At 32.6% G+C, this 22,844-nt stretch carries 23 protein-coding genes; 18 read left to right on the top strand and 5 right to left on the bottom strand.

Annotated elements, in window-relative coordinates; genetic code table 11:
* Nucleotides 1-130: 130 nt before the first annotated feature.
* Nucleotides 131-1,102 carry a YczE/YyaS/YitT family protein gene (locus tag R4146_RS07175; RefSeq protein ID WP_339960776.1) on the bottom strand — a complete coding sequence of 324 codons (972 nt, stop codon included), beginning with the start codon at nucleotides 1,100-1,102 and terminating at the stop codon, nucleotides 131-133.
* A 268-nt stretch (nucleotides 1,103-1,370) separates the two neighbouring features.
* Between R4146_RS07175 and R4146_RS07170 the strand changes: the two genes are divergently transcribed.
* On the top strand, nucleotides 1,371-2,252 hold the full coding sequence (locus R4146_RS07170) for a GRP family sugar transporter (protein ID WP_339960775.1): 882 nt from the start codon (nucleotides 1,371-1,373) through the stop codon (nucleotides 2,250-2,252).
* A 127-nt stretch (nucleotides 2,253-2,379) separates the two neighbouring features.
* Entirely contained in the window at nucleotides 2,380-3,153 is a 774-nt protein-coding gene (proC, locus tag R4146_RS07165) for a pyrroline-5-carboxylate reductase (protein ID WP_339960774.1), read from the top strand.
* 186 nt (nucleotides 3,154-3,339) lie between these two features.
* On the opposite strand, the gene R4146_RS07160 is transcribed toward proC, so the two are convergent.
* Nucleotides 3,340-4,299 carry a replication initiator protein A gene (locus R4146_RS07160; RefSeq protein ID WP_339960773.1) on the bottom strand — a complete coding sequence of 320 codons (960 nt, stop codon included), beginning with the start codon at nucleotides 4,297-4,299 and terminating at the stop codon, nucleotides 3,340-3,342.
* Nucleotides 4,300-5,042: 743 nt separating this feature from the next.
* Between R4146_RS07160 and R4146_RS07155 the strand changes: the two genes are divergently transcribed.
* The 7 genes from R4146_RS07155 to R4146_RS07125 all read left to right on the top strand — a co-directional run bounded on the left by R4146_RS07155 (nucleotide 5,043) and on the right by R4146_RS07125 (nucleotide 12,313).
* A complete protein-coding gene (locus R4146_RS07155) occupies nucleotides 5,043-5,864 on the top strand; it encodes a ParA family protein (RefSeq protein ID WP_339960772.1) in 822 nt (273 codons plus the stop codon).
* Nucleotides 5,865-5,913: 49 nt separating this feature from the next.
* Nucleotides 5,914-6,183, top strand: a complete 270-nt coding sequence (locus R4146_RS07150) for a DUF5388 domain-containing protein (RefSeq protein ID WP_339960771.1) — start codon at nucleotides 5,914-5,916, stop codon at nucleotides 6,181-6,183.
* A 144-nt stretch (nucleotides 6,184-6,327) separates the two neighbouring features.
* Nucleotides 6,328-7,464 (top strand): family 20 glycosylhydrolase, encoded by a 1,137-nt coding sequence (locus tag R4146_RS07145; RefSeq protein WP_339960770.1) that lies wholly within the window; start codon nucleotides 6,328-6,330, stop codon nucleotides 7,462-7,464.
* A 167-nt stretch (nucleotides 7,465-7,631) separates the two neighbouring features.
* Nucleotides 7,632-7,970 (top strand): hypothetical protein, encoded by a 339-nt coding sequence (locus R4146_RS07140; protein WP_339960769.1) that lies wholly within the window; start codon nucleotides 7,632-7,634, stop codon nucleotides 7,968-7,970.
* Nucleotides 7,971-8,084: 114 nt separating this feature from the next.
* Nucleotides 8,085-8,717 (top strand): hypothetical protein, encoded by a 633-nt coding sequence (locus R4146_RS07135; RefSeq protein ID WP_339960768.1) that lies wholly within the window; start codon nucleotides 8,085-8,087, stop codon nucleotides 8,715-8,717.
* 428 nt (nucleotides 8,718-9,145) lie between these two features.
* The gene (locus R4146_RS07130; protein WP_339960767.1) at nucleotides 9,146-10,387 is read left to right on the top strand and encodes a CAP domain-containing protein; all 1,242 of its coding nucleotides are present in this window, start codon (nucleotides 9,146-9,148) and stop codon (nucleotides 10,385-10,387) included.
* A gap of 132 nt (nucleotides 10,388-10,519) precedes the next feature.
* Nucleotides 10,520-12,313 carry a phosphatase PAP2 family protein gene (locus R4146_RS07125; protein WP_339960766.1) on the top strand — a complete coding sequence of 598 codons (1,794 nt, stop codon included), beginning with the start codon at nucleotides 10,520-10,522 and terminating at the stop codon, nucleotides 12,311-12,313.
* Nucleotides 12,314-12,385: 72 nt separating this feature from the next.
* On the opposite strand, the gene R4146_RS07120 is transcribed toward R4146_RS07125, so the two are convergent.
* Complete coding sequence (locus tag R4146_RS07120; RefSeq protein WP_339960765.1) at nucleotides 12,386-13,153, bottom strand: hypothetical protein; 768 nt, start codon at nucleotides 13,151-13,153, stop codon at nucleotides 12,386-12,388.
* Nucleotides 13,154-13,302: 149 nt separating this feature from the next.
* Between R4146_RS07120 and R4146_RS07115 the strand changes: the two genes are divergently transcribed.
* The 5 genes from R4146_RS07115 to R4146_RS07095 all read left to right on the top strand — a co-directional run bounded on the left by R4146_RS07115 (nucleotide 13,303) and on the right by R4146_RS07095 (nucleotide 16,974).
* The gene (locus R4146_RS07115; RefSeq protein WP_339960764.1) at nucleotides 13,303-14,262 is read left to right on the top strand and encodes a CAP domain-containing protein; all 960 of its coding nucleotides are present in this window, start codon (nucleotides 13,303-13,305) and stop codon (nucleotides 14,260-14,262) included.
* Between the two features lie 292 nt (nucleotides 14,263-14,554).
* Nucleotides 14,555-15,028 carry a hypothetical protein gene (locus R4146_RS07110; RefSeq protein ID WP_339960763.1) on the top strand — a complete coding sequence of 158 codons (474 nt, stop codon included), beginning with the start codon at nucleotides 14,555-14,557 and terminating at the stop codon, nucleotides 15,026-15,028.
* A 51-nt stretch (nucleotides 15,029-15,079) separates the two neighbouring features.
* Nucleotides 15,080-15,589 carry a helix-turn-helix domain-containing protein gene (locus tag R4146_RS07105; RefSeq protein WP_339960762.1) on the top strand — a complete coding sequence of 170 codons (510 nt, stop codon included), beginning with the start codon at nucleotides 15,080-15,082 and terminating at the stop codon, nucleotides 15,587-15,589.
* Nucleotides 15,550-16,452: an IS3 family transposase gene (locus R4146_RS07100; RefSeq protein ID WP_339961047.1), complete on the top strand. Its 903-nt coding sequence runs from the start codon at nucleotides 15,550-15,552 to the stop codon at nucleotides 16,450-16,452. Before R4146_RS07105 ends, R4146_RS07100 begins: the two co-directional genes overlap by 40 nt.
* A gap of 93 nt (nucleotides 16,453-16,545) precedes the next feature.
* On the top strand, nucleotides 16,546-16,974 hold the full coding sequence (locus R4146_RS07095; RefSeq protein WP_339960761.1) for a hypothetical protein: 429 nt from the start codon (nucleotides 16,546-16,548) through the stop codon (nucleotides 16,972-16,974).
* Nucleotides 16,975-17,060: 86 nt separating this feature from the next.
* Here the strand turns inward: R4146_RS07095 and R4146_RS07090 are convergent, their stop codons facing one another.
* Complete coding sequence (locus R4146_RS07090; RefSeq protein ID WP_339960760.1) at nucleotides 17,061-17,294, bottom strand: hypothetical protein; 234 nt, start codon at nucleotides 17,292-17,294, stop codon at nucleotides 17,061-17,063.
* A gap of 185 nt (nucleotides 17,295-17,479) precedes the next feature.
* Here R4146_RS07090 and R4146_RS07085 point away from each other — a divergent pair, with 185 nt between their 5' ends.
* Nucleotides 17,480-18,070 carry a hypothetical protein gene (locus R4146_RS07085; protein ID WP_339960759.1) on the top strand — a complete coding sequence of 197 codons (591 nt, stop codon included), beginning with the start codon at nucleotides 17,480-17,482 and terminating at the stop codon, nucleotides 18,068-18,070.
* A 13-nt stretch (nucleotides 18,071-18,083) separates the two neighbouring features.
* Here the strand turns inward: R4146_RS07085 and R4146_RS07080 are convergent, their stop codons facing one another.
* Entirely contained in the window at nucleotides 18,084-19,280 is a 1,197-nt protein-coding gene (locus R4146_RS07080; RefSeq protein ID WP_339960758.1) for an MFS transporter, read from the bottom strand.
* Nucleotides 19,281-19,370: 90 nt separating this feature from the next.
* Here R4146_RS07080 and R4146_RS07075 point away from each other — a divergent pair, with 90 nt between their 5' ends.
* The 3 genes from R4146_RS07075 to R4146_RS07065 all read left to right on the top strand — a co-directional run bounded on the left by R4146_RS07075 (nucleotide 19,371) and on the right by R4146_RS07065 (nucleotide 22,840).
* Nucleotides 19,371-20,177, top strand: a complete 807-nt coding sequence (locus R4146_RS07075; protein WP_339960757.1) for a threonine/serine exporter family protein — start codon at nucleotides 19,371-19,373, stop codon at nucleotides 20,175-20,177.
* A gap of 1 nt (nucleotide 20,178) precedes the next feature.
* The gene (locus R4146_RS07070; RefSeq protein ID WP_339960756.1) at nucleotides 20,179-20,619 is read left to right on the top strand and encodes a threonine/serine exporter family protein; all 441 of its coding nucleotides are present in this window, start codon (nucleotides 20,179-20,181) and stop codon (nucleotides 20,617-20,619) included.
* 586 nt (nucleotides 20,620-21,205) lie between these two features.
* Nucleotides 21,206-22,840 carry a peptide ABC transporter substrate-binding protein gene (locus R4146_RS07065; protein ID WP_339960755.1) on the top strand — a complete coding sequence of 545 codons (1,635 nt, stop codon included), beginning with the start codon at nucleotides 21,206-21,208 and terminating at the stop codon, nucleotides 22,838-22,840.
* The last annotated feature ends 4 nt before the right edge of the window (nucleotides 22,841-22,844 follow it).

Raw genomic sequence — 22,844 nt, 5'->3', positions numbered from 1 at the left:
TGTAAACAACCTTTTGTCATTCCCTAGTGACGTTTTTGATAATATTGACAATTAATTCACAAACTATCGAACTATGTCTCATATATGTAAAATAAAAAAGCTAATCAATTTAATGATTAGCTTTAAGTATTTATTGATCATATTCATCTAATTTAGGAATCTTAATATGCCGCTTGTTCGCTTCTTGTTTTAATGCATTCAAACGGGTTGTTAAACTCTGTTGTAGCTTCGTTGATCTTTCAATTGCACGTTCAGTATTATGGGTTAGTTCAATTAATTCTTCGTCAGAATAACCAGCTAAATGCTGTTCAACAAATGATGTTTGTTGGTAAGCATGTAACACCATACTGTAACCCATTTTCCCAACTCCAGCAATTCCAGAGCTAGCATTTTTAATTGTTGGTTCAGTACTGAAGTGATCAATGTGATAAACTAGCCGTTGACTAAAGTGTTGGTTCCAATAATTAATCAAAGGTCCGGCGAAAAATGCAACTCCTAAGGTTAAAATCCCCACAGCTCCATGAGCTAGAAATGCAATTATCATGAACAAAATATCTTGCATGTTTCGCACCAACTGGTACTTAATTTTTAAACGATGTGAAATAATTGGTGCAATTGCATCATATGGAGAAGCCCCTAATGATGTTGACATGTAAAGTGACGTTCCTAGCGTAAATAGCGCTAATCCAGCGATAACATCAACAATAACTACATAAATTCCAGACCCTGGTGCAATAAAGACACCGTATAAGTCTGAAAACCACTGAATTTCATATCCAACCAGAACCATGTTTAAAACCGTTCCGATTCCAATTTGCTTCCGATCGAATATTAACACAATCAAAAATAATACCCCATTCACCATTAATTGAAAGGAACCTAATTCCATGTGTAGTGAATTCGAGAAACCAATATTCATAGCAGTAAATGGATCCAGCCCAAGATTAGCCTGCTTTAAAAATGATGCTCCCATTGAAAGAATTGCAATCCCTACAAATGACATCAATGTACGAAGCGCAATATTGATTATCTTATGATTTTTATGTGGCTTTTTATTAGTATTATTGTTTAATTGATCGCTGGCAGTATTGATAGCTGCCAATAAAACCAACTCCTTTATTATTGAAGAAACAAAAATAATCTACATGTATATTATATACCATTTTTAATTAATATTTAAATAAAGCGCTTACAAAAATTAAAAAATTATTTTTATTATTTAATTTATTAGTTAATCCCAGTCTGAATACGCTTTCATTGCTGTTTTCATAGTGTTTGTAAGCACTTTCATATTTACCTAACTATAAATTTGGTATACAATAATTACATTAAATTAAATTAAATGTTAACTAAATAAGGAGTCATTAAAAATGAATATTTTAATCGGACTAATTCCAGCTGCTCTATGGGGGCTAATGCCATTGATTGCCGGTAAAACTGGTGGAAAACCAATTAACCAGTTAGTGGGTAATACTTATGGTGCCTTAATTGTTGCTATTGTCATTGCATTGTTTAGGCATCCACAAGTATCAAGCAGTGCTATCTTTTGGTGCCTATTGTCTGGAGCATGTTGGGCATGCGGTCAATTATCGCAATACTGGTCATTTCCAGAAATAGGTGTTTCTAGAGCCATGCCAATCTCAACTGGTGCTCAACTAGTTGGTACATCGGTCGTAGGAGTTTTATTCCTTGGTGAATGGCAAACTGGCATTGATAAAGCACTTGGATTCTTTGCCTTAATCCTAATTATTATTGGAATTTTATTTACAACTAAAACTGATCAAGCCGATCAAAGTAAAGGGCTTGACCCAGCAAAGTTGAAAAAGGGAACCATTGTGTTACTACTTGGAACAATTGGTTACGTTGGTTTTTCAGCACTACCTCAAATTCCAGATGTTGATGGATGGAGCGCCTTTTTCCCACAAGCAATTGGAATGGTACTTGCAGCAGTTATCATTTCATTCTTTTATCGGAATAAGAATGAACCACATCCATTAATTCAAAAGAAGTCATTTGCTAACATTTTAGTGGGAATTGATTTTGGAATTGCAACTGCCGTTTACATGTATTCTGCAAAAGTAAATGGAATTGCAACTGGATTTACCCTATCCCAAATGAGTGTCATCGTTTCAACTCTAAGTGGGGTCTTATTCCTAGGAGAAGAAAAAAGTAAAAAGGGACTCATCTATGTTTCAATTGGTCTAGTAATCGTAGTGATCGGTGGGATTATTACTGGATCATTAGGTAAATAAATTTTATTCGCATCGTTTCACGCGCCATTGGATAATCGTCCAATGGCGTTTTTTGTTTGACTAAAAAATAGTGAAATAGGTAGACTATAATAGACATAATTAAATAAGAAAGTGAGCGAATTAAATTATGAAAATTGGAGTATTAGGCGTTGGTAACATGGGAAGTGCAATTATTGAAGGACTCGCAAACAAAGTCGATGCAAAAAATATTTATGCTATGAACCATGATAATCCACGAGTAACTAAATTAAGTCAACAAATCGGATTTGAATTATTCAACGATTTAAAGCAATTCAAACAAATTACGTTAGATGCTATTATTGCAACTATTCCTGCACCAATTACTGTTGATACTTTAGCTCAACTAGATGGTATTGACCAAAACACAGTTATTATCTCTGCTGCCGGTGGGGTTAAAATTGAAAGTATTAAAGAGGTCCTGCCAAATAATCCAATTGTCTCTATTGTTCCAAACACTCCCGTTTCTGTAAACGCTGGAACGATTGCCACTTGCTTTGATGCTGCTAGTGATAAAGCTCAAGTAATAGCTACAAATATCCTTAATTTGCTTGGTAATGTAATCACTACTAAAGAAGCTAATTTAGGAATCATGGGAACTGTTGGTGGATGTGGTCCTGCTTTTGTTGATTTATTTATGGACGCAATGGCTGATGCAGCTGTAGAAAGTGGTCTTGATCGTAATTCTGCATATGAAGTCATTGCTAGTATGGTAGCTGGTTCTGGACAACTAGCTTTCAAAACTGGTAAGACTCCTGCAGAACTAAAAGATCAAGTGACTTCACCTGGTGGCACTACGATTCAAGGTGTTACAGAGCTAGAAGCAAATGGCTTTAGAAATGCAGTTATTAAAGCAACTAAACGTGCTAATAGCGACATGTAATTTAAAATTAATTACAAAATATAAGTTATAAATAATTAATTTTAGCAAATCCTTATAACAGCTAATAGTATAATTAAAGCTATTATTAGCTTTTTTAACGCTTTTAGTATTAATTGCATGATTTAAGCTAATCAGACTTAAATTAGCTTAAATCAGTTAAATTAAAGGATATTTTAATTGATTTATTTAAACTAGATTATTTACTTTGTTATTTTTACGTTTTGATCTAATCTTAGCTAATTTCTTTTCAACAGCAGTTACTTCTTCTTTAGAAAATGGTTCTGGTTTTAATTCATCTGGATTTTTCATCCAGCTAGGCCGTAAATCACGATTATCATTACTGCTTTTAGCTACCGGTTGCACTAATTCATCTTTTTTTAGCCCAAATGCTTCTAAAAAGAACTTTTTCATTGCACAAGTAAGGTATTTAGCTTGGGCTTCCAATTTGGCTGGAATATAGCTAAAAACATGATTTAACTTAGTTGCTAATTTTGCGCCTAAGTTAACATTTGATTCGAATCTTGAAATCGGACTATTTAATAGGCCATTATTTTTAGCAACATTGGTTTTAGCATTTATAATAATGCCGATTAGTCTATGAGCTTTTTTTACATCTTGATTAGTAAATTTCAGAATTTGATCAATTACCAATTGATTTAATTTTAATTTACCTGAAACAGCGTTTTTCCATTTTTCAATTATTTTGGATTTTTTGAGTTGTTTTGTATTAACTGTATCAATCTCTGATTGATTTTTCTGATTCACTTGACTTTGATTAGGTTGCATATTTTGCATCTTAGGACTAGCAGATTCTGCAGGTTTGGATTGCAAATTCTGCTGGTTAGCTGACTTCATTTTTGGTAAAAAGAGTTTATCAGCTCGACTAAACTGTTTCTTTTTAGTTAAGAATCCTTTTTTAACTAGGCCTGCAAAAATTTGACTAACTTTTCTAATCGATACCTTTAAAGATTCCGCCATTTCTTCTAGCGTGTAAATAACATAGTAATCAGACATTTTTACATCGAAAAAGTTTTGGCTAGTTCTTGATGATTTCATTCGATCGCATAAAAGTGAGTAAGCGATAATTTCATCATTTGAAATGTTTTTATTTTTAATAAGATCAATGTCAACCATAATAAATTGCATAGCTATTCCTCCTGGAATAGAAAAAAGGGAGCCAAGTACTTTTACTTGCTTCCCTAATCTAAAATATGTATTTTAGGCCTAACTAAATAAGCTATTAATATTGCAATACTGAAGCCTTTAGGCTATAATGTATTCATCAGTTAGATTCATAATCTAACTAAGTGATTAATTATTTTTAGCTTTTACTGTCTGTGTATTGGCTTTTAATTAAATAGTATTAACAATTAATATTTAATATTTAATATTAATAGTTTATTCAATTAGAGTGTTTAGGGTTAGCAAGTAATTTGGGTACTTGTTACATTCTTTCTTGGTCTGCTGCTGTGAACAGCTTGCTAAGGACACTCTTTTTTCTATATTTTAATTTATATATTTTCTAAGCATACATTGCTTTTTTATAATTTGTAATTTTTGAGGCTTCCAATTTGGAAGTCTTTTTTATTACATGAAAAGAATAACCGTAATAAAAATAATAGTCAATAGCTTATTTTTATGTATGCTTGCATACATGTATTAATAAATACATGTATATAAGAATGCTAATATATAATCATACATGTATTCGTGTATTCAATAATACACGCCTCTTGGAAAATCACTGATATAAGTACTTTTAGAAGGATTTTCTTTGCATACATGACTACAAGTATTATATAATACTTGTATTAAATAATATAAAAATACATTACTACATGAATGCACACAAAAAATTTTTTTGAAATTTTTTTTAAGGAGTAGACTTTATGGCAAAAATCGTTACTTTTGGTAATTTTAAAGGTGGTACCGGTAAGACAACTAATAGTTGTATGATTGCTTACCATCTTTCAAAAAAGGGTTATAAAACCCTGGTGGTTGATTTAGATCCTCAAGCAAATGCAACCGCTTTATATTTAGCAACTAAGCAGGCACAGACTAAAGAAGTAGTACAATTTGATACAACGTTAATGACAGCAATTAGTAATAATAATATAGAAAGTATTGTTACTAAAATTAAAGATAATTTGTATTTGTTGCCTAGCTTTGCTGACTTTACGTCTTACCCATTGTATTTAGAAAAATTATATCCTGGTGCAGAAAGTCAATATCAAAGAGCGGTTCATTTTTCTAAGCTGTTGGAACCATTAGAAGATCAATTTGATTATATTATCATTGATACTCCACCTACAGTTAGTTTGTTTACTGATTCCGCTTTAATGGCATCTAGATACGTTATTGTTGTTTTACAAACTCAAGAACGTTCATATACAGGTGCCGAAGCATATATTGAGTATTTACAAGAATTAATCGATAATTATAAAGCTGATTATGATATTTCAGGAATTTTACCAGTATTATTGAAGAAAAAATCACAAGTAGATCAATTAATTTTAGACCAGGCTAAAAAACAATTTGGGAATGAAAATGTTTTTGAAACAATTGTTAAAAACATGGAACGATTAAAACGTTATGATATTATTGGAATTGTCGATCCGGATAATCCATCTCAAAAATATGATATTCATGATAAAAAGGTTCATTACCTATATGATAAAATTACAGATGAATTTATTAAGCGGGTGAAATAATATGAGTGATTTATTACGAAAGAATCTTGAAAACCAAAGTCGTAACAAAATGCCTAAAAATGTTTTTTCCAGAAATGAATTAGGCGATAATAAAATTAAAAAGATTGAAAAATCTCGTAAACAACGTGAAAAGTCAACAAGTATAAGAGTTTCTGTAGATACTGCTAATCAATTAAATGCACTAGTTAGTGTTTTAGGATTAGATAGTGTGACTGAATTGTTAGGTCAACTTTCTGAATCTGCAGTGGATAATTTAACTGATGAAGAAAAGATTGAATATAAGACAATGAAGAAGATTTTGGATAAAAAACGTAAATAATTAAAGGATAGCAACTCTTGCTATCCCTTTTTTGTAATAAGTATTTTATTTTTAATAATTAATTACTTATTATTAATATATTTATATTTTTTTTACCTAAAATAAGTTACAATAGTAAGAGACAAAGTAAAAAGGAGCATAAAAATGAAACGCTGGATTAAAATATTAATCATTCCAGTCATATTAGTCATTATCATTGTTGCTGGGATTATTTTCAGAATTAATCAAAACAGTGAAGAAAATGACCATGTTAAGACATATGGAATTGTTTCAGGACTTAATTTAGATGCAGCCCGTACTTACTATAAGCCCGAAACTATTAAAAAATTTATAGATACCATCAGTAAGGATAAAGGTAGTTATCTGATGCTTCATTTAACTGATAACGAGAACTTTGGAATTGAAAATAAATTTCTTGGTCAAACCACAAAGAATGCTAAGTATGTAAATGGTGAATATATTAATAAAAAAACGAATAAGCCATTTCTATCTAAGCAACAGTTAAAAGAATTAATTGCCTATGGAAAGCAAAAACATGTTTCTGTTTTTCCAGAAATTGAATTTCCTGGTCATAATAAGGCTGCAATTCAATTACTAAAGGCAAAGAAGTATCCTCATTTGAAGTCAATGATGTCATTTAGCAATGAGTTTAACTTCGATGATCGAGAAGCAAATCTCTATAAAAAAATAATTGCTGAGTACATGCCATTACTTCCTAAGAACAGTTATTTTGGAACTGGTGGAGACGAAATTTCAATTGATGGTCATGATGATGAAGTTGGCATTCGTCAATTTGATAATAATATTAATCGTTATTTAAGATCACATGGCAAAGTTATGATGGTATGGAATGATAGTATTATGAAATCTCAAGTTAATAAGTACGATAAAACAATCGTAGTTAACTATTGGAGTCAAAGTAGTGCTGTTACAGATCCAAGTAATCGTAAACATCTATTAGCTGAGAATGCTAGCCTTCCTGAAATTAATAATGCTGGAATCAAGACAATTAATAATAATCAAGCAATGACATATATTGTTGTTGATAATGGTAGCCTAAATAAGGCTAATTTGGCTGATTTTAAAAACCAACTTTCTGGTTTTAATTCTGGAATGTGGAATGACTTGGATGTTACCGATCAAGCACCAAATGGTAATAATATCGGTAGTGCAGTTTCTATTTGGTCTAATCCTAATACCAAATACACAGGTGCTCAAATTCAGGCTGATACAGTTCCTTGGTTAGATGCTTACTTCAAGCGAATTAATGAATTTAACTAAGGGTTAAAAGACGTTTAACTTTGTTAGACGTCTTTTATTTTGGATATTTATAATAAATCATTTAAAATTTATTATAAAAAATTTGTAATTGATCTATTTTTTATTTATTTAAACATTTGTCTGTTATAATGTAGTTATAAATATATTATTGTGAGGTATATAATCAAATGACATTAAAGTATAACACCGCGATTGTCCACTTTATTCAATTTAGTAAGAATAAGCCATTATTTCCAAAAGCATATATGTTTCATGTTCCTGCTAGGTTAAAGTCTTCATTGTCGATTGGTAGTGTTGCGCTCGTTCAGAATCATCTCCAAAAAAAATATTTCCTCTCACCGGTTGTAATTACTGGAAACGTAACAAAAATGAATTCTAAAAAAGAATTTAAGTCATTAAATAAGAGTACTGGTGAAACGCTAGTATCTTACTTAGAAAAACAACTAAGTGAAACGGAACAAGTTCTAGCACAATACATTGAACAAGATAAAAATCCAAAGAAATAATTTTATTAAACTATTACTGGTATTACAAAACTGTTAAGAATTGACAGCGTTTGTTTTTTACCTTTCTAAGATGATATAATAACCATAGTTTATATATAAAGGAGTTTTTTAAAGATGAAAAAACAAATTATTGCAACTGCATTAGTTGCTGGTGTTTTATCACCATTGTTTGCAGTTAATCATGTTGCTAACGCTAGTACAACCGCTACTTTAAAGACTAGTGTTACCTATAATGATGGTAAAATTAACTTTAAGGGATCTGCATCAAATAAGGATGTTAAAAAGGTTGTAATTAAGTATGGAAGCAAGAGCTTCTCAACTGCTTCATTAAAGAGTAAGAAGTTCTCAATTGCTAAAGAATTTACTGGTAAGGGTACTTTCCATGTTTATGGTACAACTAAGGCTGGTAAGAAGATTACCAAGAGCTATTCTGTTACTAAGTCTCAATATGTAACTAAGACACCTAGTTACTATACTATTGATCGTACCAAGTCTGATGGTGCTGTATTTAGAATATTAACTAATGGTGAAAAGAATTACAATTACCGTGTATTCTTTAATGGGACTAAAATTATTGATAGCAACGGAAACAAGGAAAACTTTGAATTTACTTTAAAGAGTCTTCCTGATACTTATAATTTAACAGTTCAAGTTACTGCTAAGAATAAGGAAATTGCTCCTACTTTAACTCTTCCACAAGTTGCAAATGGTAAGGGATTAACTAACCCAGAATTATTCCCATACTAAAATAAAATTTAAATATTAAAAAAAGCAACTCGAATTAACGAGTTGCTTTTTTTAATAAATAACAAATTATTTAAAATTAATTTTAAATAATTTGTTATTTATTATATTGCCTTTACAAATAAGAACAAAATATTAAACAAAATTCCCCTAATTAGGGGAACTTTAGGATTGCTAAAAACGCCATTTTGATTATGTTTTTGAGCAACGCTTGCTGCTATAATCATTAATAAATAAACTAAGATTAGCATGATTACACCTGATAAATATTCACCACTTGTAGCAAATAAAGTAATTATAATGCCAATCAGGACAATCATATCTATAATTAGTGCAATTACGTATTTAGGTTTTACTTGGTTATTAATTGTATTACCTACTTCCTATAATTTAACTTACCTAAGTATATCAAACAGAGGGGGACAATGCTTATGAAAAAAGCAGTTACTAATCTTTACTTAACTAAAGTGCTATTAATTGTTGGAATATCAAGTGGAATTATTTTGGCACCAACAGTTATTTATGCTGGGCATGCAAATGCTGTTCAAATTAATAACTCAAGTAAAATTCATACCATTAATGTTGAAATTAAAAAGTACCAAAGACAACTTAAAAAAGCCAAAACCAAAGCAGTTAAGAAGAAGTTATTATCTAAAATTAATCGGTTAAATAAGCAGGTTAAACAGTTAAAAAAAGATGAATTAAAAAGTAATCAATCTACTACTAGTGCTGCCAGTTCAAGTAGCTTGCAATCATCAGCAACATCAAGTGACCAATTATCAGTTCAAGCATCATCTCAAGCGACTAGCTCGGTGGCTCAAACAGAATCACCTGATAAACAAACGTATGGCTTTGACTTTGTAAACAGTAATTCAATTGCTCCGCAATCATCTTTTGACCCTGGTAATCCAGATCAATTAAAGGTTGGTGATGGAGCATGGTTATTTAGTGATAATAATTTAGCAATTTATACTAATTTACCTGACTCTGAACAACCAACTTCTGGGACAATATCTAATCCAAACCAATATGATCATCATTTGATGTATATATCTGATATCCAAACAAACGCCTCCCAAGTTAAATATGCTCACATAATTGATGTTAGTAATCCAAAGCAAAAAGTGGATGTTGGATGGGTAATTTTAAGTCAATTAAGAACAGCAGTATCTAATGCTAATGATTTGATCCGACCAACGCTGAGTGGAAGTGATATTGAAGCTGCTATTTCAGAAGTTAAGCGTGGTGCAGTTGAATCTTTAAACCTAATTCGAGTTCAACATGGATTATCAGTATTGGTTGAAGATAGTGATTTAACTAGGGTGGCTCAGAATCGTTCTAAAGATATCATCAGTAGCTTTAGCCACTATGACAGTTTGGGCAATCCCATTGCGCAACAAACAGAAGTGGCAATGGGTATTTTAGGTAATAACAATCGTTATAATACCGATGGTGAAAATATTAGTATCGAGCTGAATTCTAAGGACTTCTCCAATTATATGATTGGTTATCAATCTAATTATTCAATGACCTATGCGGATGCTGGTGATTCAAATTGGGAGCATCGAGAGAATATTTTAAGTAGTAACTATTCTAATTATGGAATCGGGGTCAGTTATGATGCTGCAAGCAATGAATTTTATATTGCGTATGAGTTTGCTGGATTAAATTAGCAGATTGATTCTAAAGTTCGTTTATCAAATTTTAAATATTTACCATTTCTTTACTTTTTAATTACATTAAAAACAATTTAATTGGCTATCATACTAATTGTAAATAAATAGTATTGAAACGGGGTATTCATAATGAGAAAAACAATTCTGAAGTCTAGTTTATTGATTGGGTTAACCCTTTTGGGAATTAGTAGTTTAACTAATAATGCTAATGCTGATAAGAAGCAGACTAAGAATAAGGCGCTTCAAGAAATTGCTGATGATCATAAATCTGATGCAGGTCGTTACTTTATCCAAGATTATAAGACTAATACTAGTGATAACTTAACACCAGATAACAATGCGTCAATTGATTTGTTGTCTCAAATGAATAAGCTTTGGCAACCAGGTAGTGATTGGAATAATGGAACCCGTCTAAACACTAAAATTTTGGACGAAAACATTAACTTATCTGATAAAATTGCTAAGGAAAGAACCAAGAGCCAAGAAGATGCTGCTTGGTTAGATGATAAAAATGATATGGATTATTCAGTTCAAGAGGGGCTTGGTAATTTAACTGATTACTTTAGAAAACAAGCTAACATCACTGGCGGATATACATCAGTTCCATCAGATGCTGAAAATAAGGATTACGATACTAATTGGGACAAACAAGAAGTCACGGGTGATCCTAATTCGACCCTTGGTTCTGTGGTTAAACTAGCTGATACGTTAAAAGATGGTAATTATTCATCAAGTAGTTCATCTAAAAAATATTTTAAATACCCACGTCCATTTAGATGGGACGGCACAAGTGTCACTAATGCTCAAGATAATGGGGTCATTATTCCAACGCTAAAATTATCTGCTAAGGCTGATCCAGTAAATGACTATGGTTTTCCTAGTGGACATACAAATAGTTCTTATTTAACTGCATATGCATTGGCGTATGCATATCCACAAAAGTTCCAACAATTATTAACTAGAGCTTCAGAAGTTGGTAATAATCGAATTGTTGCTGGCCGGCATTCACCATTAGACGTAATTGGGGGACGTGTTCTAGGGACTGCTTTAGCTGCTTCCATTTTAAATGATCCAGCTAATAAACAATTAAAAGAAGACGCATATAAACAAGCCCAATCAGTATTAAAATCATCAGAAGCTGATGACAATGACTACGGGGTTGGAAACCAAAAAGAAAATGCACAAAAGTACAATTACCGTTTAACTTATGGGTTCTCAAAGATTGCTAATTCAAAACAAATATATAGGGTTCCAAAGGGAGCTGAAGTATTACTTGAAACCAGATTACCATACTTAACTGATGCACAAAGAAGAGCAGTTTTAGCAACGACTGAATTGCCAACTGGTTACCCAATCCTAGATGATGGCGAAGGCTGGGGTCGTTTAAATCTTTATAATGCTGCTAACGGTTACGGACAATTGGTATCTAAGACCACTGTATCCATGAATGCTAAAAAGGGTGGTTACAATGCTAAAGATACATGGAGTAATGATATTACTGGTGTCGGTAAGTTAATTAAAGATGGCACTGGTTCATTAACATTAAGTGGTAAGAATACTTTCCAAGGTGGCGTTGCAATTAATGGTGGTGAACTAAATGCTGCGAATGCAAGTGCCCTGGGATCTGGTAACGTTATTAATAATAGTGGGGCTTTAACTTTAAGCAGTAAGCAAGTCACAGTTAAAGGGAGCTATCAACAACTAGATAAGGGAACTACTGTCGTTGCTAAGAAAGGTCGCTTAATCGTTAAGAAGGGTGCCACTCTTGGTGGAACGCTTAAACTTAATGGTGGTGAATTTAAGAATGGCGATAAGATCATGAGTTATGCTAGCCATAAGGGTAAATTTAAGAAGGTGACTGGACTTAGCAAAGGACTTCACATCGTATACAATAACCATGATATTAGTATTGCACGTAAATAATTATTTTTTATAATTAAAAAAGCCAATAACTTTAGTTATATAAAGTTGTTGGCTTTTTAATATGCATTATTTTTAGTAACCAATAACGACGGTCTTAACTTCATCAATAACTGACTCTGGAATCTTATTGATTGGGCAACGGTAGACTACGTTATTACGGGGGTTGAAAATACCAAGATACTTAATATTTACATAATTCTTAGCCTCAAAAGAATGGAGACCCATTAGATAATATACTAATAACTGTAGTTTATAATCTTTACTAAGTACGTTGCCTCTAACTGTTTTCAAATCCCATAAAGTGTCTTCTGTAATGTAATCAGCATCACCAGTATTGATCATGTCGGTATAACCACCATTAAAGGTCATGCCAGAATCAATGGGATGACCGTAGTTTTTAAAGAATGATTGGACTCGTTCAATCATGATGGTTATGTCATCCATTTCATCACTTGATAGTGTAAAGTAACTAGAGTTAACATCGCGATAATCTACTGATCGCCCCCTTTTAACAACATCAAATCCGGCTAGTCGATAAGCCGCTTGGATTGATTCAGGATTAAGTCCGGTAATTTGATTCAGCAATTGCTCAGCGAACCCTTGTTGATTAATCATTTTAGCCCCCATTAGCGAGACTGACCAGGCAACTTCTTTATCAGCTCCTAATAAAAAGCGTGTAAAGTAATCAACCGTAATACCGAATAAGTTACCCTTAATTGTTGATTCATTTGGGCTTAGTATTTTATTGTCATCTAGTTGAATTTTATTGAATAGTTTTGTTGCAACGTAACCACCGCGTGGTTGTTTTACTGCTTGAACTCGTTGCATTACGCTAGTCATTTGCTTCAATCCTTTCGCATTATTTTATATGCATTATATCATAATTGAATATAATAACTATTGATAATGTTAGCACGATTATTTATTTTGAGTCTATCTTTATATGAATGTATAATTAATTTATTAAATAGATTTAGAGGTGGATTGAAATGAATAAAAAGCGAATAATTTCATTATTTACAATCATGTTGTTAGGTAGTGTATCAACTGCAATAATTCCGTCAACAATTACATATGCTAAAAAAGCGCGTGTCAAAAAAACTGGGCATAAAAAGGTGAAACACATCCATGTAGATGCAAATCATAAATATTATGTTGCCAAAGATAGTTCAACTCAGATTATGGATGACAGAAACTTTGAAGTATTAAAGAAAGATGATGATTCCAATGGTGGTGTAGGACCTTCTGTGGACAGTGGATATAATGGGCTTCCGGTTATTATCACTAAGCGTGAAAATGTTGGCGGATACTTATTTTATAAAATTAAAGATGAAAGTGGCTTTAATACTGATACTGGGTGGACTTATTCAGGAAATGTTGCCGACTCACCAAATGCTAAGGCGCATTCAATTGACCTAGAAAAAGTTGAAACAGCAATTGATAAAGAGCACAGTCAAACTAAGATTAATAATTTTAATCAACAAGAGCTAGCTAATGCACGTGCAAAGACATTAGCACTTGTGAATCAGGATCGAGCTAGTGTTGGGCTAGGACCATTAACTGAGAGTAATGTACTTGATCAAATTGCTCAACAACGGGCTGTACAGACGGTAACAGACTTTAGTCATTTTAATGCTAATGGGCAAGGGTACTTTGAATTAGATGCTCAACAGATGGGCATTAGTAGTGATGCTTGGGCAGAAAATCTTGCACAAGCATCTGGCAAAAATGGCGACGAAGCGGCTCAGGATGCTAATGATGAGTGGTGGACTCAAGAAAAGGGAAGCACACCTGACCAAGATGGCGGTCATCGGAAAAATATTAGAAGTACCGATGTCACAAATATTGGAATCGGTATTACGTATGATCAAAATAGTGATACTTGGTATTTAGTTGAGGACTTTACTGGTGATATTAATTTAAATAATAGTAGTAATTATGGTAATTAAAGGATGACTACTGATCTTAATAAATTGCCAACAATTAATTAAAACAATGTATAAGGTCTAACCACAGGGTAGTTCATATGGTTTTCCGACTGAACTAGGTTCATAGATTGCTAGTGGTTATGTTCGACCATAAGCTGTCATAAATTAATTAAAAACCTAACTTTTAACTTGTGGTTAAAGGTTAGGTTTTTTGACGTTTTAATTTAATATGGATATGTAATTATTGTTAAAAATGATATAATATACATGCAATTTATACTAAATATTATTCTTACTATAAGGAGTGGTTTATATGAAATTGAAACGGGTACTTATTATGAGCATAGCTGCAATTGGATTGTCAACTTCAGCTTATTCTGTCTCAAATAATACAGCCAATGCTAGTAGTGTTCCCTCTATTTTTAAAAAACCAGCAACCTGGGTTTCTGGATATTATAAAGTCAAACCCCAAAAATTTGGGAATAAAGTTGCTTATTTTCAAAGATATGAAAATTTATTTAGTTCAAAAGAAGGTTTTAATCCAATTTACCTGTCTTATACAAAGGATAAAAAATTCATTACTAATAGTAATGTATCCGGAGCTACGGTGGGTGAGAACCCAGTTTATAAAAAATTAAAGGGAAATGTTTATAAACTAACCAATGGTGCTAGTGGGGAACGATCCTCGACTAAGTTTAGAATTAATGCTAACAAGAGCATCACAATTCTGGGTAAATATGCCGGATATACTATGTATAAGCACAATACAACAGGTTTTGTTAAATAGTATTTAATTGCACTGCACCCCTAAGTTTGTACAACTTAGTGGTGTTTTTGTATGGCTAAATATAGCTTAGAGAATAAATTAAAGATGGTATCCCAATACCTTTACGGTATTGGATCAACTACTATTTCTAAAGAATTTGGAGTTAAAGGCAGTTCTACAATTTTATACTGGGTTAAAAATTATCGAAAATTTGGAATTGATGGATTAAAGATATCAAGAAATAAGCAAATATATACTGTGAAAGATCGAGTAAATATATTAAACTGGATGAAAATGACTAAATCATCTTATCCAGAGACTGCTGATCATTTCAACGTTAAATCACCATCATCAATTTGGAATTGGCAAAGAAATTTTGAGCTATATGGGATTAGTGGTTTAAAAGACCGAAGGGATCGATTAAATATGGCCAAACGAAAAGCTAAGAACAACCAAAATCCAAAGGATTCCAACGCTGAAAAGCTAAAGAAACTAGAAGAAGAAAATCTAATGCTTAAAATTGAAAATGATTTCTTAAAAAAATTGAATGCCTTAGACGACGAAGAGAACCACAAGAAATAGTAACGATTATCGACGTACTAAGGCTCAAATACCAAACTAGTAAGTCTATAGTTCTTAAATCAGTTAAAATTCCGAGAAGTACTTACTATTATCTAAAAGCACATGTAAATAGGCCCAATAAACACAGTAAAATCACGAAAGTGATTAGTGATATAAAACGAACTAATCAAGCATATGGATATCGCCGTGTATGTCTAGAATTATCTAATCGTGGCTATCAAGTAAATCATAAATTAGTTCTTAGAATCATGAGAGCTAATAACTGGTTGTCTAAAGCTTACTCACGTAAGCTTCGTAAATATAACTCTTATAAGGGACAAGTGGGTAAAGTTAGCAAAAACCGCATTAATCGTAGATTTAAAACTGACCGTCCTTATCAGAAGTTAACTACTGATATTAGTGAATTTAGATATGGAAACTTAGATACTGATCACCGTGTTTATTTATCACCAATTATGGATTTATATTCTGGTGAAATTATTTCGTTTAATATTGGTGATCACCCTACGGTTGATTTAGTAATGAAGCCATTACAAGAAGTGGTTAACAGGATTAGTAAGCTAAAATACAGGACTACAATCCATAGTGATCAAGGAATTCAATATCAAAGTCATATTTGGAATCAAGCACTGGCTGATAATCAAATATTTCAAAGCATGTCCCGAAAGGGAAATTGTCTAGATAATTCACCAATGGAGTCATTTTTCCACATCATGAAGGCAGAAGTAATGGAAGCGACGTATGATTCTAAGAAAAATCTAGTAACAGCAATTAATTTATGGATTGATTATTATAATAATCATCGCATTAAAGCAAAACTAGGCGGAAAGTCTCCGGTAAAATACCGGGAACTTTCCGCCTAGGAAAAGAAATATATTAATGTACAAACTTTGGGGTGCACATCAAACAGCTTGTTTTTTAATCTATATATTAAATAATTTTAGGAGGATTTTCAAATGAAGAAATTTAGTTTATTATTATCACTAGTTGTGGCAATGAGTTCTTTTGCTCTTTTGAATGGTAATGCTAGTGCATCGACATTACATAAAGACGTTCCTAGTGTTCTACGTGGAAAAAAATGGGTTTCTACAAAGAGTTATAATGTAGGTAGAGGGGATGAAAAGTACACAATTGATTTTTCTAACAATGCAATTGGCTATACTTATCCCGGTGGATACGATCCAGTTGGAATTGCTAATATTAAGTATACTTATGTTGGTAAAAATCGTTACCATTTAGTAGGTAAACACTTAGAACAAGGACTAGAATCTGGAAAAGAAACTATGAATGTTCATATTCTCGGTAATAAAAAAATTACGGTTAGTTTTCATGCTAAAGATAATCTACCAAAGCCTTGGCATACAACTTTAAAGCAAACAAATTAATTTTGTGAAAGATACAATCAATGCACTTAAATAGACGGCATATTCGATTGATTTAATCAAGAATATGCCGTCTATTTTTATACTATTTAATTAGATAATCTAGCTAACTGGACCGTTTTAAGGCCCTCTTCATAGCCCTTTAAGTAGGGTTCGCTATGCTTAATGTTAAAGACTTTACTGATTATTTTATGGTTATTAACACTGATTTTAAACATAATTTGAGTTAAAGATGTTTGTTCACTTTTTAATTGCATAAGTGAATCATCAACGGCTTGACGATAGCCATCATTAAAGTCAGTTTCTAAAAAATTACTATCCAAAATAAATTAAATCTCCTTCAAATTAAAAACATGCTTTGCTATTATAACTCTTTGTTATAGTAATTTGAACTGAATCTTAAAAGACGTGAAACAACATGACCGAAGCGTTGTTTCACGTCCTTATTTTATTGAATAATTAATGTAAAGCCGTTATGATTAAAACTAATTAGATTGGAGGGATTTTAATGCGGAATGGCTTAAAAGATTTAGCTGCAGATAAACGTTATTCATTTGTAGGTAAATTCACTCGCTTAGGATATGCTGAAGCATACAATGATGAAGATGGTTATTACTATCAACCAACGATTTTGTTACTAGACATTCATGATGACCAAGGTAATTTTATTACAGACCATGCATGGGTTAATTATACTGAAAAGTTTGTCCAATTAGGTGAACTACAAGATGGCGATTTAATTCAGTTTACTGCCCAAGTTCGCTCTTATAAAAAGGGTGCGGGCATTAACAAAGTGACCGATTATGAAATGATCGACATTGATAATGTACAACGTAAAAATAATCAAGATCAATCACGTTCAGAGGTACCACTTGAAAATAAACCATTAGTTGGTTATGTGATGGAGCGTAATCGGGCCTTTTATGAAAAAGCACAGCGCAACGTTGATGAGGAATACACACAGGCATACGATCAGTGGCTACATCCTGATGATTATAGTGATGCTACTTCATATGAAGATGACGACGATGACTCGGGACTTGATCCAGATCTATTAGCCAAGTTGAAACAGTTTTCAGATGATAACCTAAAAAAATAAGACCATGCTGGTCTTATTTTTTTGCTTTATTAACAATTTGGAAACCGAAAATACAGATAGTTACGATTGCCATGATAATTCCATATAGTGCAATTCCTGGCTGCAAGCCGCTAAGTGGTGAAATATTCTTTAAGAAGTTAATGGTAATTGGTGATAGAGCGGTTCCGACATTACAGCCAACTAGTAAGATTGAGTTGGCTAGAGCTTTAGAGTTATCAGGAGCAAGTTGATCCATAAGGCTGAATACATATGTTCCAGCAAGCGGATACGAGCATCCGATAATGACTAATGCAATGATTACCGATAATAAACTAGTTGAGTAATTCATTAAAATCGTACCAATGGCAAGAAAGATAAGGCCTAATGGAAGTACGAATCTACGAACGACTTTGAAAATCGTACCAAATAGAAAGCCCATGACCATACTAATTAGTGTGAAAACAGTAATAATGATACTAGCCTCAGTTGCTGTTCCTAAATGATTAGAAACAATAATATTAGGAGTCATTACACCAGCGATGGCTAGCCCGGTAGTCATTAATGCACACAATAATCCAGCGGCAATTACAGGTAGATTAACGGTTTCCTTGCTCGTTTGTCCATTCTTATTAGTTTGATTTTCATGATCATCAATTGGTGGTACGACCTTAACGAAAATCGCTAAAATAATTAGAATGAAGAAGTATGCAAGAAATGATGCTTGCCAACTAATATTTAGTAATAAACCAACTGAAATATTAACAATACACAGACCAATTTGTTCAAAAGAGCCACGATTACCAAGCATCTGAGCTTGATCATCACCATTGTATAGGATATTGATAATAGTAATGGCTAGGGAATTGATTAACCCAATTCCAATCCCAAATACAATCCTAGTAGCTAAAATAAACCATAGATTAGGAATAAATGCGGGTAGCACTCCCGATATTCCCATTAACAAAATCCCTAAGCTAATCATACGTTTAATTCCGAATCGTTTCGCTAAGGGTGCGGACATCAATAAAACAATGAATGCTGGAATTTGCTGAATGGTAGCAATTAAGTCTACCGTTGTGGATGGATAATTAGCAAATGTTTTTTGCATTGCTGGTAGCGCAGGTGAAATGGCTGTTCCAGTCGTAATAACTAGTGAAACCGCTAAAATGGTAAATCGATGCAACCATGTTTTAGGATTCCAATTATCTGCTTGTGAATTCGTAATAATCACTCCAATGCTTAATTAATAATTTTTAAACGATTTTATTATAACATTATTTTGCTATAATTGATTTAATTTAAAGCCATGTAACATGCTATAATGACCATAATTAAAGACTTTAATGGGGTGGGTAAGTTGGATGCTAAAATGCAAGATCAAATTGCTAATTTTTGCTGTAAACTAGGTCGAACGTTAATTGAAAGTGGTGCAGAAATTAACCGAGTTGAGACCACGGTTGAATTTATTGGGCATAAAGCAGGGGTTCCTGACTTGCGATGCTATGCGGAATTAGGGGTTATTTTTGTTTACTATGAAAATGGAATCAAAAATCAGATTATGAAAGTTAAGGGCCATGATTTTAATTTTCAAAAGGTCGATGAGATTAATAATCTGTCACGATTGTTCGTAAGTGATCAGATTACATATTCACAATTACAAAAAGAGTATCGACGCATACGCAATAAAGTCATTGATTTTACCTTAAGACGAAAAATTTTAGCTGCGGGATTAGTTTCAATTGCACCATTACTATTGTTTAGGACCCATTGGACAAATTTATTTTTTGCCTTTTTTGTTGGGATTATGGGCTTTTTAGCAACACGCTTTATGACTGGGCATTCTAAAACCCCATATCTACCAGTTGCTTGTGGTGGCTTAGTAATCGGATTACTAGCAGCAATTATTGGTACGATGATTACGGGAACTAATGATGATATGATCATTTTTAGTTCGTTAATGCCCATCGTTCCTGGTATTGCATTGACGAATTCATTCCGTGAGATCATGTCTAAGAATATTTTATCTGGGTTAATTTTAGGGATGGATGCGACCATGGTTGCAATTGCAATTAGTGGTGGTGTGATTATTGGCAAGTTGTTAATTCGATTTACGATTGGTGGCATTTAAAATGAATATATTAGTTGAATTTATTTTTGCGTTCTTATCAACCTGGGGCTTTGGAGTGATAACTAATGTCCCTAGACGGACGTTGATTTGTTCTGGAATTGTCGGTGCAATGGCTTGGGTAGTATATATTATTGCTAGTAGTCTTGGTGCCAATGTGATTTTATCTAATTTATTACCGGCGATTGTAGTGGGCTTATTTGCAAATATAGAATCAATGTTAGTTAAAACCCCGGTCAATATTGTATTTGTCCCAGCTGTAATTTCACTGGTACCAGGGGCACTATTTTATAAGAGTATGGAGCAGTTAACATTGGGGTTAAACCAATTGGCCATGCAGGGATTGCTAAAGACATTGTTAATTGCAATCTCATTAGTTATTGGGTTTATTATTGGTGAAATGATTTTTAGAACAATTAAGCCAATGATTTTAAAAATTATATAATTTATTATTAATAATAAAAAACAAATAACTAATTTTTTATTACATTAGTTTTTCTTTAATTTTTTAATTTACTTTTAATTATAATTGTTGTAAAATAACAATAGATTAAATAATTACTAATCTAAACAATTGAACTCCTTTAATGACTAGTAAATATAACTTCTATTGTGGTTACATAATTATTTGATCTAAATAGGTACATCATTAATTTTCCTCGAATGGCACCATTGCTTACCGTAAGCAATGGTGCTTTTAAATTTTTAATGATTTTATGTTTCAAAAATTTATTAAATTATCATTGACATTTAATCTAATCTTTAATATTATTGAATCATCAAATCACGCAAAAGAGGAGGGTTATCCATGAGTAACTATCAATTAGTATCAATGTGTCTATGTTGTCAAACAATCGTTAGCACGAATGTGGTAACCTTTTTTATGGTACGATCAGCCATTGTTTGATAATTAAGCCTTAAATGATCGTACATATTAAAGCCACTGTCGTTAGCTAACGAATTCGTTAGTTAACGACAGTGGCTTTTTTTGTTGAAATCGATTTGGTAATAATACTTATAGGAGTGAAATCATGAAAAAAATACTTGCAACTGCTGCATTAACTGTCTTATTAGGAACGACCCTTGCTGCCTGTGGCAAACAGAATGGCAATCAAGATTCTAAATCACAAACTTTAAACTTAGCTGCCGAATCGCCATTGCCAACAATTGATATTTCTAAATCTACTGGATATGGGTCCACTGGAAATGTTTTTGAAAGTTTCTATCGCCTTGGTAAGAATGGTGCAACAACACCAGGATTAGCAACTAGTGGTACTAGTAGTAAGGACGGTAAAACTTGGACGTTTAAACTACGGAATGCTAAGTGGAGTGATGGTTCACCAATTACTGCTAACGACTTTGTGTACTCATGGCAACGAACCGTTAATCCAAAAACTAAGTCACAGTATTCGTATTTATTTGATAGTATTGTCAATGGTGCTGCGATTACAGCTGGTAAAATGGCACCAGATAAGTTAGGGATTAAAGCCATTAATTCGCATACAGTTCAAATCTCATTGGTTAAACCAGTTGCTTATTTTAAGACGTTGATGGCTTATCCATTGTTCGGACCCCAGAGCGAAAAAGCAGTTAAGAAGTATGGTAGTAAGTACGGAACTAAATCTCAATTTATGCTTTATTCCGGACCATTTAAAATTGTGAACTGGAATGGAACTGGAAACACGTGGGCTTACGTTAAAAATAATGAATATTGGGATCATAAGGTTGTTAAGTTAAAACGCATTAACTACAATGTGATTCAAAGTCCAACCACTAGCTTGAATCTATACAAACAGGATAAACTAGATGTAACAGCACTTTCAACTGAACAGTTACGTAACTACCAAAAAGATCCTAATTTAAAGGATTATTCATATTCAATGATTTCATATTTAAAATATAACTTTAATGATCCAAATGCTAAAAATAAAAAAGTTATTAATAATGTTAACATTAGACGCGCTATTTCACTAGCGATTGACCGCTCGTTACTATCTAAAAAGGTATTAGGATATAAATCAGCAATCACAACCGGGTTTGTGCCCCATGGACTTGCCAATGACCCTAAGACTGGAACAGATTTTGCCGATCAACAAACGGTTAAAAATACCTTGAACTATAATCCAACGTTGGCTAAACAATATTGGAATAAAGGGTTGAAGGAACTTGGCGTTAAAAATGTGTCACTAACGCTATTATCAAGTAATGATGATCCGAATAATGGAGTGGTTACTCAATACTTAAAGGGTCAATTAGAATCTGTATTAAAGGGCTTCACACTTAACCTCAGAAGTGTTCCATCCCAAATTGCTAATCAAGAAGGACAAAAGGGTGAATTTGACTTTAGTCTTTCCGGATGGGGTGGTGATTTTAAGGATCCAATTACGTTCCTACAAATCCCACTTGCTAATACGCCTTATAATACTGGTAAATATAATAATCCTCATTATAATGAATTAATAAATCGGGCCGCTAATCAGGATGCTAATAATGCTGAAAAAAGATGGCAGGATTTAATTAATGCAAGTAAGGTGTTAAATCAAGATCAAGGAATGTCACCATTATTCCAAGACGACACTTATTATCTTCAACAACCAAATGTTAAAAACATTATTCATAACACTGCGGGAACCCAATGGAACTATAAGTACACCTATATTAAATAGCTAT

Origin of the sequence: Nicoliella lavandulae, assembly GCF_037546185.1 — a bacterium.
Lineage (GTDB): Bacteria > Bacillota > Bacilli > Lactobacillales > Lactobacillaceae > Nicoliella > Nicoliella lavandulae.
Note: the sequence above shows the minus strand (reverse complement) of the source record. Positions and strands in the feature narration are given on the sequence as shown.